The following is a 16179-nucleotide window of genomic DNA, read 5'->3' on the forward strand; positions in this document are numbered from 1 at the left end:
TCATGCCCAATTCGGGTAAGCACCGCCGTCCCAAGTCCAGCACCATCGCCCGTGGCGTCGTCGCCGCGAGCGCCGGCGGAGCCGTCATCGCGCTTCCGCTGCTCGGCGCCACCGGTGCCCACGCCGCGGAGCGGTCCGCCCCGGCCACGTCGAAGTCGGCCGCCGCGCACACCGCCCCGGCCAAGCCCGCGAAGAGCACCGGCACCACCACGTACTCCGTCGTCTCCGGCGACTACCTGTCGAAGATCGCGGCCCAGCACCACCTCAAGGGCGGCTGGCACAAGCTGTACCAGGACAACCGCGAGGTCGTCGGCGGGAACCCGAGCCTGATCTTCCCGGGCATGAAGCTGACCCTCGGCGCCAAGGCGGCCCCCGCCGCCACCACGTCCGAGGCTCCCGCCAAGACGGCGGCGAAGACCGAGACGAAGGCCGCGCCCAAGGCCGAGACCAAGACCGCGCCCAAGGCCGAGACCAAGACCGAGGCGCAGGCCGAGACCAAGACCGAGGCCCCCGCCTCCCAGGACAACGCCTCCGGCTACGTCCACCCGGTCCCGGGCAACCACACCACCGCGTACCGCGCCTCCGGCGCCAACTGGTCCAGCGGCAGCCACACCGGCATCGACTTCCCCGTCTCCACCGGAACCAGCGTGAAGGCCATCACCTCCGGCACCGTCGTCACCGCCGGCTGGGGCGGCGCCTACGGCAACCAGGTCGTCATCAAGCACGCCGACGGCCACTACTCCCAGTACGGCCACATGTCCTCGCTCTCCGTCTCGGCGGGCCAGACCGTGACCGCGGGCCAGCAGGTCGGCCTCTCCGGCGCCACCGGCAACGCCACCGGCCCGCACCTCCACTTCGAGGTCCGCACCGGCCCGGAGTACGGCTCGGACATCGACCCGATCGCCTACCTGGCGTCGCACGGGATCAACGTCTGATCCAGGCGGTACCGGCCCGGTGATCCGGGTCACCGAACGGCACAGAGGGGCGGCGCACGGCGGTGCGCCGTCCCTCTGCTTATTCCCCCTTTACCGAAAACTGACCGGGTGGTTTATCTCACCACCCGTCAACCCCTTATTACGGTCGCGTAGGTCACATTCCGGGGTGCAGGATATGCGGTTGTGGCAGACGATTCGAACAACCTCCAACAGGGCGTCACCGACCGACAGGACGCCATCGGGTCGTACGCGGCGATTGGCGACAGCTTCACCGAGGGAGTCGGCGACCCCGGCCCGGACGGAACGTTCGTCGGCTGGGCCGACCGGCTCGCGGTACTCCTCGCGGACCGGCTCCCGGAGCCCGGCCCGGCGACCGGGGACTTCCGTTACGCCAATCTCGCCGTACGAGGACGCCTCCTCGACCAGATAGTCGAGGAGCAGGTGCCCCGCGCCAAGGAACTCGCCCCCGATCTGGTGAGCTTCTGCGCAGGCGGCAACGACATCATCCGGCCGGGCACCGACCCGGACGACGTGGCCGAACGCTTCGAGAGGGCGGTCGCCGACCTCACGCGGTCGGTGGGCACCGTCATGGTGACCACCGGCTTCGACACCCGCGGCGTCCCCGTGCTGCGCCATCTGCGCGGCAAGATCGCCACCTACACCGCCCACGTCCGGGCCATCGCCGACCGCTACGACTGCCCGGTCCTCGACCTGTGGTCGCTGCGCTCCGTGCAGGACCGGCGCGCCTGGGACGGCGACCGGCTCCACCTGTCGCCCGAGGGGCACACCCGGGTCGCGCTCCGCGCCGCCCAGGTCCTCGGCCTCGACGTGCCGGCCGACCCGGACCAGCCGTGGCCGCCGCAGCCCCCGCGCGGCACGCTGGAGATCCGCCGCGACGACATCCACTGGGCGCGCGAATACCTGGTCCCGTGGATCGGGCGGCGGCTGCGCGGCGAGTCCTCCGGGGACCACGTCGAGCCGAAGCGGCCGGACCTGCTGCCGCTCTGACCGGCCCCCGTCCGCTGTCCTCAGTCGTCCCGCGACCGCGTCGCGGCGACCGGGGACAGCGGCAGCGCCGCCGGGACGCGCTCCAGGACCCCGCCCGCGAACACGTCGTACAGCGGCAGCGTCTCCAGGTGCACATAGCCGATGTGGCAGTCGCAGACGGCGAGCGGGCAGGCCCGCGGCCCCAGCGCCCGCCGGTAGCTCCCGTCGTACAGATTGCCCAGCTCCGCCCGGACGAAGTGGCAGCGGCGCACCATGCCCTCCCCGTCCACCGAGATCACCGACTCACCGGTCCGGCAGGGCAGCCCCGCCGAGCGGTGCGGATGGCGGCTGTACGGGAACAGCGGGTCGATCGCCGTCCACCGCTCCGCCTCCTCGTCCGTGTAGGTGTGCCCCTCGGCCGCGTTGACCCAGAGATAGACCTCCTCCGGGAGCGCCGCGCGCAGCCGCCGCGCCTCGCCGAGATGGGCGTCGAACCCGACGACACCCACGCTGTGCCGGACCCCGAGCTCCCGCAGCTCCGCGCACCGGCCCAGGAAACGCTCGTACGGTGTCTGCCCCGGGTGGTACGTGCACCAGAGCGCGATCCGTTCGCGGGCCGGCTCCGGGGCCTCGGCCAGCCACCGCGTACGCCCGCTCAGGTTCGTCTGGATCGCGACCCGGCGCACATGCGGGAGGCCCGCCAGCTCCACGATCGCCCCGCGGTACCAGGACCGCACCAGGCCCTCGCCCCACGGCGTGAACAGCACCGAGATCCGGTCACCGGTCTGCGCCGCCACCCACGCGGTGAACCGTTCGAGGGCCGCCCGGTCGGCCCGCAGCTGCTCCCGGCTGTCGCGCCGCTTGGCGAACGGGCAGTACGGGCAGTCGTAGTCGCAGGAGGCGAGCGGCCCCCGGTAGAGAATCGTCAGGTCCACGGGTGACTCACTTCAGCTCGTACGCGGCCATCGCGGTCCGCACGGCGGGGGAGAAGAGCTCCGGGCCCAGCGCGTCGGAGTAGGCCAAGCCCTCCGGCGACAGCCGCAGCAGCCCCTGTGCCTCCGCGTCCAGCCAGCCCCGGTCCTCGAACCGGGCCAGCTCATCCGGGAAGTCCTCGTACGGCGAGGTGCCGAACCGCTCGCGGTACTCGTCCAGGGCCATGCCCTCGGCCTGGAGCACCGACTGGAGGAGATGGCGGCGGCGCGCCTCGTCCCCGTCGGTGTACCGCCCGACCTCGGCACGGGAGAAGTCCGCGGTGGCGGTGTAGGCGTCGATGATGCCCCGAACCTCGCTCATCCGCACCGCGTAGTCGAAGGAGTAGTGCAGCCGCGAGGTGTAGGAGCGGGCGCCGCAGCCCAGGCCGATCATGCCGTCCGTCTGGCAGGCGTGGTCGTCGGGCCCCTCCGCGCGCGGGGCGTCGGCGCGGCGGAACATCCGCATCGACACCTGCTCGTAGCCGTGGGCCAGGAGGTGGTCGCGGCCGGCCCGGTACAGCCGCAGGCGCTGCTCGTCCCAGTCCGTGTCGGCCTCCCCGGGGGAGCGCTTGCCGAGCGCGGTCAGCGGGCGCACGTACAGCGGGTAGAGATACAGCTCCTCCGGCCGCCAGCGCAGCGCCGCGTCCAGCGAGGTGCGCCAGCTCCGCTCGGTCTGGCCGCCGATGCCGTAGATCAGATCGATGTTGAGCACGGGTATGGAGGTGTCCCGGATGAGGCCGAGCGCCCGGTCCACGTCGGCGGCGTGCTGCGGGCGCACCGCCGCGCGGGCCTCGGCCGCCACGAAGGACTGCACCCCGATGCTGATCCGGGTCGTGCCCCGCTCGGCGAGCACGGCCAGCCGGTCGGCGGTCGCGGTGGACGGGGAGGTCTCCACGGACAGCGGGACGGACCGCAGATCGGCACCCATTCGCTTCTCCGCGATGTCGCACAGCCGCGCCAGCTCGCCCGCCGTCAGGAAGGTGGGCGTGCCCCCGCCGAACGCCGCCGCGGCGAACCGTACCGGTTCCGCGTCGCCCAGCGCGTCCCGTATGGCCGTCGCCTGCCGGTCCAGCGCGTCGAGATAGCGCGAGGTCAGCTCGTCGGGGGCGCCGATCCGGGTGAAGAGGTTGCAGAAGCCGCAGCGGACCTCGCAGAACGGGATGTGCATATAGAGGGAGAGCGCGTCCTTGCGTTCCCCCGCCCACAGCTCGCTCAACTCGGGCCGCCCGCCCGGCTGCTCGGCCAGCGGACGGTACGCCGTCTTGTGCGGATAGGCGTACACATAGCTCTCGTACGGGCGGGCGGTGTGCGTCACGGTCATCGGACGGCCCCCGGTTCCAGGAAGAAGTGGGCGTACGGGACGGTCCAGACGGACTCGTGGCCGAGCCGGTGACCGGTGTAGCCGTCGTCGCCGTAGGCCGTGCCGTGGTCGGAGCAGACGATGGCGAAGGCACGGCGGCGGCTGCTCGCGGCGGCGAAGAGCCGGCCGATATGGGCGTCCACGTATTCCAGGGCGGCGGCGTGCGTATCGCGGCTGTCACCGGCGTCGCGGGTCGCCCCGGCCCGGTGGAACCAGTTCGGCTGGTGGAGCGCGGCGACGTTGACGAAGAGGAACAGCCGCTGCTCGGGCGGCAGGGCCGCGACCACCTCCTCGGCGCGGGTCACCTGCGCCTCGAACGAGGTGGGCGAGGCGACGCCGAACTCCGGCTCCCAGTGCGCCTCCTGGAACATCCCGGGGAGCACCGAGCCCAGCGGGCCGCGCAGATTGAAGAAGCCCACCCCGCCGACGCACACCGTGCGATACCCCTCCTTCGCGAGCCCCGACACCAGGTCCGGGGTGTCGAACACGAAGGTGCGCTCCGCCGTCGTCTCGCTGCCGGCGAACCGGGCGGCGAACAGCCGGGGATGCGGCCCGGGCGCGGCCGGGGTGGGCAGGAAGCCCGCGAACATCGCCTGGTGCGAGGCGTATGTGAAGCTGCCCGGGGCGTGCCGCTGCTCCCAGACGCCGCCCGGCAGACAGCGGGCCAGGTTCGGGATGCGCCCGGCGGCGGCCAGCTCGGCCGCGACGTCGTACCGCAAGGTGTCCAGGGTGACGAACAGCAGGTCGTGGCTGCCCACGACCTCGCTCATATCGGGGTCGGGGCAGTGCCCGGGGGTGTGCTCGGGGCTGTACTCAGGGGGTGGTGCTGACACGGTCGTTCCTTGTTCGGTCCAGTACGGCGGCGAGCTGCGCCGCGTAGGTGTCCAGGCCCTCGGCGCCGCTGCCGGGCAGGCCGGTGAGCCTGGGCAGCAGATCCCCGAAGGCGTTGACCTCGCCGACGGCGAAGCGCCGCCAGCCGGTCAGGGGCAGCAGATCGACGCCGACGCACAGGGTGTCCGGGAAGGCTGCGGCGGCCCGCTCGCAGATCGCCAGGGCCTCGCCCCAGCTGCCGCCCGCCGCCTCGACCGCCGCCCGCACCCCGGCCAGGTCGCCGCGCGCCCCGCCCAGATGGAGATTGGTCATCGGTGAGGCGCTGGTGCGCACCACGGCGTGGGTGGCCCGGCCGGCGACCACGACGACGCGCAGGTCGGCGGCCCGGCCGCGCTGGGTGGCCTTGGGCAGCCAGCGTTCGATGTGCAGCCCGTCGGGCGCCAGCGCGTCGATCACCGCCGCGATCTCGCGCTCCGTGGTGCACCGGCGGACCCGCAGCGAGTTGTACAGCCGGCCTGCCCGGTCCCGCTCGACGGAGGTGGCCGCCCGGATCCGGCCCCCGCCCGCCGTCTCCACGGCCAGCACCCCGGAGGCGGACGAGCCGTGCGCGGGCTTCACGAACACCCGGGGCATGCGGTGGGCGGCCATCAGGGCCCGCACATCGTCCCAGCCGCGCACCGGCGCCCCGGCCGGTCCCGAGGTCGGGGACGGGGGGACGGGCACCCCGGCCGCGTCCAGCACCCCGTGGCACAGCCGCTTGTCGAAGAGCGCCGCGATGTCCGCCGGGCCGTCGAGCAGCCGGGCGCCGGCCTCGGCGGCGGCCCGGGCCACCTCGCGTACGGCGGCGGTGAACCGCGCGTACCAGAGGGCCGAGCCCTCCACCCGGGTCGGCTCGTCGGCCCCGCGCAGCAGCCGGTCCACCTCCGCGTCCTCGCCGGGTGACTCGATGCGCACGGTCTCCCCGGGCAGGAAGCGCGCCCCGTCCCGGAGCACGTCCAGCCAGGGGACCGTACGAGCCTCGGGCAGACCGGCGGCGGCCACCGCGTCCTGGAACAGGGCGACGCGGCGGCTGCCCGGATTGCCGACGACCGCGAGGCGCGGCGGGCCGCTACTCACTGACCGCGACATAACGGGAATCGTCCTCGTCGTCCGGGTCCCAGTCGTCCGCCTCTTCGAGGTACACATGGACGTCGTGACGCTTCGACAGCTCCTTGAAGCGCTCCATCACCTCGTCGCCGAGATAGTGGTGGTGCAGGTCCAGGTAGTCCAGATGGGTGAGCGGCTGGCCTTCGAGCAGGGCCAGGCCCCCCGCGTCGCTGAGGGTGCCCATCGACAGCGCCAGGGACTCCAGCTGCGCGACGACGGGGGCCGAGGCGACCGCCACCGCGATCTCGTCCTGGATCTCGCTGTTCTGCAACCCCAGATGACGCAGCCCCGGGAAGGCGCCCCCGGACAGCAGCGGAGCCATGTCCGCTACCGTGGCGTCCCCCGAATACCACTGGGAGCCGAGCCACACTTCCAGCCGCTCCAGCGCGGGCAGTTCGCAGGCGCCGACCGCGCGCACGACATGCCCGGGCAGGCCGCCGGACTCGAAGCGCAGGGCCTTCAGCGCCTCGTGCCGCACGGGGTGCAGCTCCAGCGACTCCTCGTTCAGCCCGCTGCCACCACCCCGTACCACCAGCTCCTCCAGGAGCGGGAACGCCCGGAGCACCGGCGTGATGTCGCACATCTGGAGCCACGACACCTCGCACTCCTCGCCCACCACATCGGCGAGGAACAGCGCGCGCAGCGCCGGGAAACGGGCCGCGTCCGCGGCGATCCGCTCCACCACGGGAGCGAGCGAGCTGTAGTCGTCCTGCCACCAGGGGCCGATCACCAGCGCACGGACCTGCGCCGGATCGACCTTCTCCAGGAAGTGCTGCCAGACGACGGCGAACTCCGGGCCCTCCCAGGTGCATTCCAGCCGCCAGGCCATGGCGTCCGCCGTGGACGGCGTCGCGGGCCACGGGCTGCCGTCGCCCGGCTCCGGCAGGGTGAAGACGGGCAGGCCGTGGAAGGAACAGGGGTGATCGATGCCGGTCATCGCGCCGTCACTCCGAGACCGTCACGTACCGGCCCGCCGGGCCCCGGTTGTCCCACGGCTCACAGCGCTCCGAGAGGTCCACCCGCACCCCGTGCGGCGCCAGCGCCTCGGTGACGCGCCGCTCCATCGGCTCGGTGAGGAAGTGGTGGTGCAGGTCCAGCACATCGAGGTGGGTCAGCGGCTGGCCGTCGAGCAGGGCGGCCGCCCCCTCGTCGCCGAGCGTGCCGCAGGACAGGTCCAGCGTCTTCAGCCGGGCCACCAGCGGGGCCGAGGCCACCGCGGCCGCGATCTCGTTCTGGATCTCGCTGTTGCGCAGGCCCAGGTGGTGCAGGGCGGGGAAGCGCGTCCCGGCGAGCAGCGGCGCCAGATCCGACACATCGGCGTCGCCGCCGTAGGCCGAGACGCCGAGCCACAGGTCCAGCCGCTCCAGCGCGGGCAGTTCGCTCCCCAGGACACCGCGCACCACCTCGCGCGGCAGCCCGCCCGTCTCGATGGTCAGCGCCCGCAGCCGCTCGTGCTTCGCCGCCGGGAACACCAGCTCGGAGCCGCCGCGCACCCCCAGCTCCACCAGCGCGGGAAAGGCGTCGAGCAGCGCGGTGACATCGCTCTGCTCGATCCAGGAGATCTCCGCCTCCTCCATCGTCAGATCCCCGACGAACACCGCTTCGAGCGACGTCAGCCGGTCGGCGGCCGCGATGACGAGACCGATCGGATACGAGGACTTCTCCTCGTACGACTCGCCCCACTGCCCGATGATCAGGGCCCGGACGCCCGCCGGATCGACCTCCGCCAGGAAGGCGTCGAACTCCTCCTCCCAGGTGCCCTCGTCCTCGTAGGCGTCGATCGACACCCGCCAGGCGGCGGCACCGGCGGCGGGCCGGGGGCCGCCGTCCGTGCCGGACTGGAAATCGACGGCCGGAAGGCCGAGCAACTCGTGAAGGTGGTCCACGGACATGCCCTGAGCTCCTGATGACGGCGACGGATTGATGTCCGCAAGGTCTATCAAGGCCCACTGACAATGCCGCGACCGCCCCCGCCCGGGACGGCCCGACGGCCGATTGTCAGACCCCCGCCGTAGCGTTTTCGATGTGGCCGGCACACCGGGTGCCACCACGGAGGGGAGAGGTCTGTGTACCGGCAGGGCGATGTACTGATCGTGCCACTGGAGGAGTCGGCGGTGCCCCCGCACCTCCTGGAGGCGGCGGGCGAACTGCGCGACGCGCGGGGCCGGCTGGTCCTCGCGCTCGGCGAGGTCACCGGACACGCGCACGCCGTGCCGGGCCGCGGCCGGCTGATCCGGGAAGGCGGGGTGTTCGGCCCGATGCTGCTCCACCTCCCCGAGGGCGGGCGCGTGGTGCACGAGGAGCACGCGACGATCCCGCTGCCCCAGGGCTGGTTCCGCGTGGTGCGCCAGCGGGAGTACGCGCCGGGGGCGGTCCGCATCGTCGCCGACTGAGCGACGGCACGGCGGGCACGGCGGCAGGACCTGAAGGCCGGCACCGGGAGGACCGGGCCGGAAACGATGCGGAACAGGGGACGGGGAAGACCGATGCAGTACGTGGACTCTTGGCGGGCCGTGGCGGCGGCGACGGGCGCGGCGGACCGGGCGGCCGCCGAGGACGGGGTGCGGCTCGCCTACCGCAGCGCGGGGCTGGCCGAGCCGGAGGAGTTCGTCTGGGCCGGCTCGCCCAGGGAAGCCGTGGAAGCCGTCGGGAAGCTGACCGGCCAGGGGCGCTCCGTGCGCGACGAGGTGCGCACCCGCCCCTGGGCGGAGGAGCGGCGCCGGGTGTACGACGCCCTGGGCCCGGCCGGCTGGTCCGCCCTCTGGTCGGCCACCGGCGCCCAGCTCTGGGAGACCACGGCGGGCCTCGCCGAGCGGATACGGGCCGGGGTGGTCGCCGACCTCGCCGGTGCGGACACCGCCGCCGAGTCCCGGGTGCGCCTGGTCCTGCTCGACGCGGTCCTCGGGCAGCACGACGCGGCCTGGCTCGCCGCCTTCGACGGCCGGGGCGACCGGCTCGACGGACTCGCGGCGGTGGCGCGGAACGCGGGCTGGTGGTGGCCCTACGAACGGGTCGTGGTGATCTGCGAGCGTCCGGAGGCCCTGCACCGGGACGAGGCGGGCCGGCTCGACCGGGGCGACGGACCGGCGCTCTCCTACCCGGACGGCTTCGCTCTGTACGCCTGGCGCGGGATGCCCGTGCCCCGGGAGTTCCTGGACGAGCTGGCCGCGCTGACCCCGAAGCGCATCCGCTCCGAGGAGAACGCGGAGCTGCGCCGCGTGATGCTGGAGTTCTACGGCTACGACCGCTATCTCACCGAGTCGGGCGCCGAACCGGTCCACCGCGACGAGACGGGCATCCTCTGGCGGATCGCGCTCGCCGGTGACGAGGACGTCGTCATGGTCGAGGTGGTCAATTCGACGCCCGAGCCGGACGGCACCCACCGCACGTACTGGCTCCGGGTCCCGCCCAGGACCAGGACCGCGAAGGAGGGCGTCGCCTGGACGTTCGGCCTCGACAGCGAGGTCTACGAGCCGCTTCAGCAGACCTGACCGGGGAGGGGACCCGGGAAGAAGGGGGGAGGGGATAGGGAGCGCGGTCAGGCGGTCAGGGCCTCGTGGTCGATGCCCAGCTCACGGGCGAGCGCCTGCTCGGTCCACTCCAGCATCGTGGCCCGGGACAGCGGCCCGTTGTACGAGGTCATCTGCACGGCCAGCCCGTCCAGCAGGGCGGTCAGCCGCCAGGCCACGGACATCGGGTCGTCGCAGTGGAACTCGCCCGCCGCCGCGCCCTCGTCGATGACCTCGGCCAGCTCGGCCTTCCACTGCTGGTCGAGATCGCCGGCCACATTGCGCAGTGCCGGGTCGCGGAGGGAGGCCGCCCAGCCCTCGATCCACAGCCGCCAGCCCTTGGCCTGGCCCGTCGGCGCGTACCAGCGGACGGCCGCGCGCAGCCTGCGTACGGCGGTCGTGCGGCGGCTCAGCAGCTTGCGCAGATGGGCGAGATCGCTCTCGGCGGCATGCGCGAAGGCGGCCGCGACCAGCTTCTCCTTGGTGGAGAAGTGATACAGCACGAGTGCGTTGCTCACGCCGAGCACGGACGCCACATCGGCGATCCGCACGGCCGCGACACCGCGCACCTCGATCTGTTCGACGGCGGCACGCAGCAACTCCTCGCGCCGCTCCGCCACTCCCAACCGCACTCTTGCCACGCGGTCACCCTAACCAATGCCGCCCGGAGCGGATCGGGCGGACCGGAGCCGGACGGGCGGCCCCGGTCAGCGGTACCAGCCGAAGCGCTCCGCCATCACCGGCAGCCGGTCGGCGGCCACCGCGTGCGCCGCCGCCCGCGGTGTGCAGCCGTCCGCCGCCGCGCGGGCCAGCACCAGGCCGACCAGTGCGCGCATCGCCCGCCGGGTGTGCGCGAACGCCTCATCGGCGTCGGCCCGGATGTCGCCGAACAGGGTCCACCACCACCAGGCGTTGGTCCCCGAATTGACCACCACATCGGGCAGCACGGTGATCCCGCGCGCCGCGAGCAGCGTCTCGGCCTCCGGCAGCACCGGCATGTTGGCGGCCTCCACCACCCAGCGGGCCCTGATCCCCGCCTGGTTCACCGCGTCCACGGCGTAGGACACGGCGGCCGGGACGAGCACCTCCGCGTCCTGGACCAGCCAGGCGTCGGCAGGCAGCTCCCGGTCACCGGCGCGCAGCGCGCCCCGGTCAACGGTGCCGTGCGCGTCCCGCGCGGCGAGCAGCGCCTCGACGTCGAGCCCGGCCGGGTTCGCGATCGTGCCCTTGACATCGGCGACGGCGACCACCCGGAGCCCGGCCCGGGACAGGAAACGGGCGGTCGCCCCGCCCATGGTCCCGAGCCCCTGGAGCGCCACCCGGGCACCCTCGTACGCGACCCCGTCCCGGTCCAGCGCGGCGAGCGCCGCCTCGGCGACCCCGCAGCCGCCGACCAGCTCGTCCAGGCCGATGCCGTCCACCTCCAGGGCGAAGGCGTCGGCCAGCCGGCGCCGGGCCCCGGCCTCGTCGTCGAGCAGCGGATAGACGGCCTGCACGGTGGAGACCAGACCCGCCTCCGCCGCCGCGCGGTCCACCAGGTCCTGCGAGAGGCCCAGGTCCTCGCCCATCGTCCAGACGCTCTCGATGTACGGGCGCATCGCCCGCAGATAGCGGACCAGGACGCCGTAGGCCGCCGGGTCGCGCGGATCGCAGTCGATGCCGCCCTTGGCGCCGCCCAGCGGGATGTAGCGGGCCCCGGGCCGGTCCGCGTCGAAGTGCAGGGCCTCCTTCATCGTCATGCCCCGGGCCAGCCCCGCCACCTCCTCCAGCGTGCAGCCCGGGCGCATCCGCAGACCGCCGCTGGACACCCCGCGCACCAGCCGGTCCACCACGAGGTGGCCCCGGCAGCCGGTGGCATGGTCGGTCCAGGTCAGCGAGATGAGCGGGGCGGGCGGGGACACCGGAGGCGTCGTCATCGGAAGTGCTCCTCGGTCACTGTCGGCGGGCGGTCCCGGGCAGGCGGTCCCGCGGGCCGGCGTCACCGGCCGCATTACTGAACCGTCGGTCAGTATCAGGAGCCGGGGCGCCCCTGTCAACGCGGCCTGGGCCGCCACGCGGCCCCGGTGGCCGAAACGCGCCGGTACGGCGGGAGGCGGGCAGGTGTACGGACGGCGACGCGGGCAAGGCGGTCGGTGCGGAACACCACCCAGCCGGGTGTTCCGCTCTCGCACTGTCGTACCCCTTGTCCATAATGGGACGACCCCGACTCCTCAGGAGACCCCGTGACCGGCGCTGACCACAGGCTTCCGCTCCGCACCCGGCTGCGTGCGCTGCGCCCCGCCGCCTTCGGGGCCGACCCGGACGGCGCGCGCATGGAGCGCATCCGCCGTTCCCCCCAGTTCGCCGACGGGGTCTTCCAGAACCCGGTGGGCGCGCGGATCAGACCCTCCGGTTCCACCCTGGAGTTCGCCCGGGTCTACTTCCGCAAGGAGGAACGGGCGCTCCGGGCCCCCGCCGCCCCGGTGCCCGTGCACGCCACGACCGTCGCCGACCTCGCCCGGCCGCCCGCCTCCGGGCTCCGGATCACCTGGATGGGGCATTCCAGCGTCCTCGCCGAGATCGACGGGCGGCGCGTGCTGTTCGACCCGGTCTGGGGCGAGCGCTGTTCCCCCTTCGCATTCGCCGGCCCCCGGCGCCTGCACCCGGCCCCCGTGCCGCTCGGCGCCCTGGGACCGGTCGACGTGGTGGTGATCTCGCACGACCACTATGACCACCTCGACCTCCCGACGATCCGCGCCCTGGCCCGTACCGACACGGTCTTCGCCGTCCCGCTCGGCGTCGGCGCACACCTGGAGCGCTGGGGCGTCGCCCCCGACCGGCTTCGCGAGCTCGACTGGAACGAGACCACGACGGTCGCCGGCATCAGCCTCACCGCCACCCCGGCCCGCCACTTCTGCGGACGCGGCCTGCGCAACCAGCAGCACACCCTCTGGGCCTCCTGGGCCGTCGCCGGACCCGCGCACCGGATCTACCACAGCGGCGACACCGGATACTTCCCCGGCTTCCGGGACATCGGCGCCGAGCACGGCCCGTTCGACGCGACCATGATCCAGATCGGCGCGTACAGCCAGTACTGGGCCAAGGACCGGACGGACAGCATGCCGGAGCCGGGCGCCTGGCCCGACATCCACATGAGCCCCGACGAAGGCGTGCGCGCCCACCTCGACCTCCAGGGCGACGACCCCGGCGCGGGCGTCATGCTGCCGATCCACTGGGGCACGTTCAACCTCGCGCTGCACCCCTGGGCCGAGCCCGCCGAGTGGTCGATGCGCGCCACCCGGTCCGTGGGCGTCACCATGGCCGCCCCGCTCCCCGGCCGGCCGTTCGAGCCCGCCGATCCGCCGCCCGTCGAGCCGTGGTGGCGCGCCGTCGCCGCCGAACCGGCCCCCGGCTGGGGCAACTGGCCCCCCGTCCACGTACCGCTCCACGAACCGGCGGACACTCCCGCGCCGGACACCGGCAGGGACCGCGACCGGGCACCCCAGCCCTGAGATCCCAGGGGGGCGGCGATGCTGCGGGTGCACTTCACCCCGGACGACCTCGCACGGGTCCGGGTCGCGCCGGGCCCCGACTTCCTCTGGGAGATCGGCAACAGCGTGCAGACCCTCCAGCGGCGTGACGGCGAGCGGGAGTTCGGCGCCTGGCGGCGCTGGGCGCGGCCCCGGCTCTCCGGCAGCCCGCGGCTGCTCTCCCGGCTGCTGCCGCCGCGCGGCTACTCACCCGACTTCCTCACACCCACGACCGGCGACCGAGGCTCCCTCCAGGCATCCGTCGACGTCCTGCTGAGCACCCCGCGCCCACGGCTCCGCGCCGAACTGGCCCGGCTCGCCACCCCCGTACGGCTGCCGGGCTGGCTCGGGGAACTGGCCGGCGGCGACGCGGAAGCCCTGCGCGAGCTGGGCGGAGCCCTGCGTACGTACCAGCGCGAAGCCCTCGCACCGCACTGGCGCCGGGTGCACGCCGACATCGACGCCGACCGCGCCCTGCGGCTGCGCAGCCTCCTCGAAGGCGGCACCGAAGGGCTGCTCGCCGGACTCGGACCGCAGTTCCGCTGGCGGGCGCCCGTCCTCGAAGTGGCCTACCCCGTCGACCAGGACCTGCGGCTGCGCGGCCGGGGCCTCGTCCTCCAGCCGTCGTTCTTCTGCTGGCCCACCCCCGCCACCCTGGCCGACGGCGAGCTGCCGCCCGTGCTGGTCTACCCCATCCACCGCACCCCCGACTGGTGCGTCCCCGCCCGGGGTACCCGCCCCACGCCCGGGTCCGGGCCGCTCGGACCGCTCCTCGGCCACACCCGCGCCGGTGTCCTGCGCGCCACCCGCACCGGCTGCTCCACCCTGGAGGCGGCCCGGCTCCTCGGCGTGACCCATCCCGCCGTCAGCCAGCACCTGAACGTGCTGCGGGAGGCGGGGCTGATCACCACCGTGCGCCGGGCCGGGCGCTCCTTCCACGTCGCGACCGCCGAGGGGCGCGCCCTGCTCGCCACCGAGGACCCGGCCCCGGCGTGACGGCACGTCACCTGCGCCTGTAAGCACCAGCTTTCGGTCCTTGCGGGCCCCACGGCGGCGGGACCACCCTGGTGGCCTGAATCGCACGGCCGCGCACACACCCGCGTGGCCGCTTCGCACCCTAGGCCGGTCCCCCCACCCTCAGGAGCCTTCATGCGCAGGAGACTCGTGTCCGCCGCCATCGCCGCGGTCGCCCTCGGAGCCCTCGTCCAGCCCGGCACCGCCTTCGCGTCGGCGGCCCCGCACCTCGGCCCCGCCGCCGTCACCGCCCACGGCTCGTCGGCCGGAACCGCCGTCGTCAGCGGGCACAACCAGCCCGGCACCCGGATCACGGTGGAAGCCGGGAGCACCGCCACCGCGCACTGGCTGGACGTCGACTACCAGGTCCAGCAGACCGGTTACTGGTGCGGCCCCGCCGCCACCCGCATCGCGCTCTCCGCCCGCATCTCCCCGCCCAGCCAGTCCGACCTGGCCTGGCAGCTCGGCACCACCGTGAACGGCACCGACCACATATCCCAGGTCACCGGGGTGCTCAACGCCAACCTGGGCGGCGGCTGGTACGAGACCAAGGAGATGCCCAACGACCCGCCCACCCAGGCCCAGCGCGACCTGCTCTGGTACGACATCGTCTTCGACATCGACCGCGGCTACCCGCTGGTCACCAACATCGTGGCCCCGCCCGGCAACCAGCCGCCCGGCTACCCGTCGAACCAGACGATCTACCACTACTTCACGGTCATCGGCTACGACTCCGCCGACCGCACCGTCCTCATCGCCGACCCCGCCTCCTTCGGCGGCAACCAGATCTACTGGCTCTCCTTCGACCAGCTCGCCACCCTGATCCCGCCGAAGGGATACTCCGCATGAGCGCCCGCGCGAACGACCGCCCCAGCCGCAGGAACGTCCTCAGGGCGGCCGGCGGACTCTCCGCCGCGACCGCCCTCGGCGCCGCCGGACTCCTGGCCTCCGCCACACCGGCCGCCGCGGCCGGGGACGGATTCGGCCTGCGCATCGTGGACCGCAACGAGAGCGACCCGCGCATGCGGTACTACCGCTTCGCCACGGACGCCATCGGCTGGAACCCGGGCGTCAACGTCCTGCTCCCCGACGGCTACCACACGAGCGGCCGGACCTACCCCGTGCTCTACCTGTTCCACGGCGGCGGCACCGACCAGGACTTCATCACCTTCGACCGGATGGGTATCCGAGCCTGGACCGCCGGCAAACCGCTCATCGTCGTGATGCCCGATGGCGGACACGCCGGCTGGTACTCCAACCCGGTCAGCTCCAACACCGGCCCGCGCAACTGGGAGACCTTCCACATCGCCCAGCTGCTCCCGTGGATCGACGCCAACTTCCGTACGTACGCCGAATACAACGGGCGGGCCGTCTCCGGGTTCTCCATGGGCGGGTTCGGCGCGCTCAAGTACGCCGCCAAGTACTACGGGCACTTCGCGTCCGTCAGCGCGCACTCCGGCCCGGCCAGCCTGCGCCGCGACGCCGGGCTCGTCACGCACTGGGCCAACATCTCCTCCGCCGCGATCGAGCTGGCGGGCGGCTCGGTCTACGGGGTGCCGCTCTGGGACGAGGCCCGGGTCAGCGCCGACAACCCCGTCCAGCGCATCGAGAGCTACCGCAACAAGCGCGTCTTCCTGGTCGCCGGCACCAGCCCCGACCCGGTCAACTGGTTCGACCAGGTCAACGAGAACCAAGTGCTGGCCGGACAGCGCGAGTTCCGCTCGCTGCTCGGCAAGGCCGGGATTCCGCACGAGTGGCACGAGGAACCGGGCGGCCACTTCGTCCGCCCCGCCCTCTTCCGGAGCGACCTGGACGGAATCATCGCCCGCCTCCGTAAGGCGTAGCACCTCCGCGCCCCGGCACACGAGCCCCCTCGGCACGCATCGAGGGGGCTCACTCGCGTCCGAGGAGGGCTCA

The 16179-nt window shown here is 73.5% G+C and carries 16 protein-coding genes; 8 read left to right on the forward strand and 8 right to left on the reverse strand.

Translation table 11 applies throughout. The features are described from left to right. Positions 1 to 2: 2 nt before the first annotated feature. Entirely contained in the window at positions 3 to 935 is a 933-nt protein-coding gene (locus OG338_RS27210) for a peptidoglycan DD-metalloendopeptidase family protein (protein ID WP_405939862.1), read from the forward strand. A 183-nt stretch (positions 936 to 1118) separates the two neighbouring features. Next, positions 1119 to 1943 carry an SGNH/GDSL hydrolase family protein gene (locus OG338_RS27215; RefSeq protein WP_405939863.1) on the forward strand — a complete coding sequence of 275 codons (825 nt, stop codon included), beginning with the start codon at positions 1119 to 1121 and terminating at the stop codon, positions 1941 to 1943. 20 nt (positions 1944 to 1963) lie between these two features. Here the strand turns inward: OG338_RS27215 and OG338_RS27220 are convergent, their stop codons facing one another. From OG338_RS27220 to OG338_RS27245, 6 genes are read right to left on the reverse strand one after another with little or no spacing between them, the layout of a single operon-like run. Then, the gene (locus OG338_RS27220; RefSeq protein ID WP_405939864.1) at positions 1964 to 2857 is read right to left on the reverse strand and encodes an STM4011 family radical SAM protein; all 894 of its coding nucleotides are present in this window, start codon (positions 2855 to 2857) and stop codon (positions 1964 to 1966) included. 7 nt (positions 2858 to 2864) lie between these two features. After that, on the reverse strand, positions 2865 to 4214 hold the full coding sequence (locus OG338_RS27225; protein ID WP_405939865.1) for an STM4012 family radical SAM protein: 1350 nt from the start codon (positions 4212 to 4214) through the stop codon (positions 2865 to 2867). Then, positions 4211 to 5023 carry an STM4013/SEN3800 family hydrolase gene (locus tag OG338_RS27230; RefSeq protein WP_405940543.1) on the reverse strand — a complete coding sequence of 271 codons (813 nt, stop codon included), beginning with the start codon at positions 5021 to 5023 and terminating at the stop codon, positions 4211 to 4213. Before OG338_RS27230 ends, OG338_RS27225 begins: the two co-directional genes overlap by 4 nt. Before the next feature lie 43 nt (positions 5024 to 5066). Further along, positions 5067 to 6212 carry an STM4014 family protein gene (locus OG338_RS27235; RefSeq protein ID WP_405939866.1) on the reverse strand — a complete coding sequence of 382 codons (1146 nt, stop codon included), beginning with the start codon at positions 6210 to 6212 and terminating at the stop codon, positions 5067 to 5069. After that, positions 6193 to 7167, reverse strand: coding sequence for an STM4015 family protein (locus OG338_RS27240; protein ID WP_405939867.1), 975 nt, complete (start codon positions 7165 to 7167; stop codon positions 6193 to 6195). The genes OG338_RS27235 and OG338_RS27240 overlap by 20 nt, the downstream gene beginning before the upstream one ends. A gap of 7 nt (positions 7168 to 7174) precedes the next feature. Further along, positions 7175 to 8122, reverse strand: a complete 948-nt coding sequence (locus OG338_RS27245) for an STM4015 family protein (protein ID WP_405939868.1) — start codon at positions 8120 to 8122, stop codon at positions 7175 to 7177. A gap of 174 nt (positions 8123 to 8296) precedes the next feature. On the opposite strand from OG338_RS27245, the gene OG338_RS27250 reads away from it, so the two are divergent. Next, complete coding sequence (locus OG338_RS27250; protein WP_405939869.1) at positions 8297 to 8623, forward strand: hypothetical protein; 327 nt, start codon at positions 8297 to 8299, stop codon at positions 8621 to 8623. Positions 8624 to 8716: 93 nt separating this feature from the next. Further along, positions 8717 to 9721 (forward strand): DUF6745 domain-containing protein, encoded by a 1005-nt coding sequence (locus OG338_RS27255; protein ID WP_405939870.1) that lies wholly within the window; start codon positions 8717 to 8719, stop codon positions 9719 to 9721. Positions 9722 to 9768: 47 nt separating this feature from the next. Here the strand turns inward: OG338_RS27255 and OG338_RS27260 are convergent, their stop codons facing one another. Further along, entirely contained in the window at positions 9769 to 10359 is a 591-nt protein-coding gene (locus tag OG338_RS27260; protein WP_405940544.1) for a TetR/AcrR family transcriptional regulator, read from the reverse strand. A gap of 87 nt (positions 10360 to 10446) precedes the next feature. Beyond that, a complete protein-coding gene (locus tag OG338_RS27265) occupies positions 10447 to 11655 on the reverse strand; it encodes a Glu/Leu/Phe/Val dehydrogenase dimerization domain-containing protein (RefSeq protein ID WP_405939871.1) in 1209 nt (402 codons plus the stop codon). Between the two features lie 306 nt (positions 11656 to 11961). Between OG338_RS27265 and OG338_RS27270 the strand changes: the two genes are divergently transcribed. The 4 genes from OG338_RS27270 (at position 11962) to OG338_RS27285 (ending at position 16106) form a co-directional block, all read left to right on the forward strand. After that, on the forward strand, positions 11962 to 13230 hold the full coding sequence (locus OG338_RS27270) for an MBL fold metallo-hydrolase (RefSeq protein WP_405939872.1): 1269 nt from the start codon (positions 11962 to 11964) through the stop codon (positions 13228 to 13230). Positions 13231 to 13248: 18 nt separating this feature from the next. Further along, complete coding sequence (locus tag OG338_RS27275) at positions 13249 to 14244, forward strand: ArsR/SmtB family transcription factor (RefSeq protein ID WP_405939873.1); 996 nt, start codon at positions 13249 to 13251, stop codon at positions 14242 to 14244. Between the two features lie 153 nt (positions 14245 to 14397). After that, positions 14398 to 15111, forward strand: coding sequence for a C39 family peptidase (locus tag OG338_RS27280; RefSeq protein ID WP_405939874.1), 714 nt, complete (start codon positions 14398 to 14400; stop codon positions 15109 to 15111). After that, positions 15108 to 16106 carry an alpha/beta hydrolase gene (locus tag OG338_RS27285; protein WP_405939875.1) on the forward strand — a complete coding sequence of 333 codons (999 nt, stop codon included), beginning with the start codon at positions 15108 to 15110 and terminating at the stop codon, positions 16104 to 16106. Before OG338_RS27280 ends, OG338_RS27285 begins: the two co-directional genes overlap by 4 nt. Positions 16107 to 16179 lie beyond the last annotated feature (73 nt).

Source organism: Streptomyces sp. NBC_00726, assembly GCF_045161735.1.
Lineage (GTDB): Bacteria > Actinomycetota > Actinomycetes > Streptomycetales > Streptomycetaceae > Streptomyces.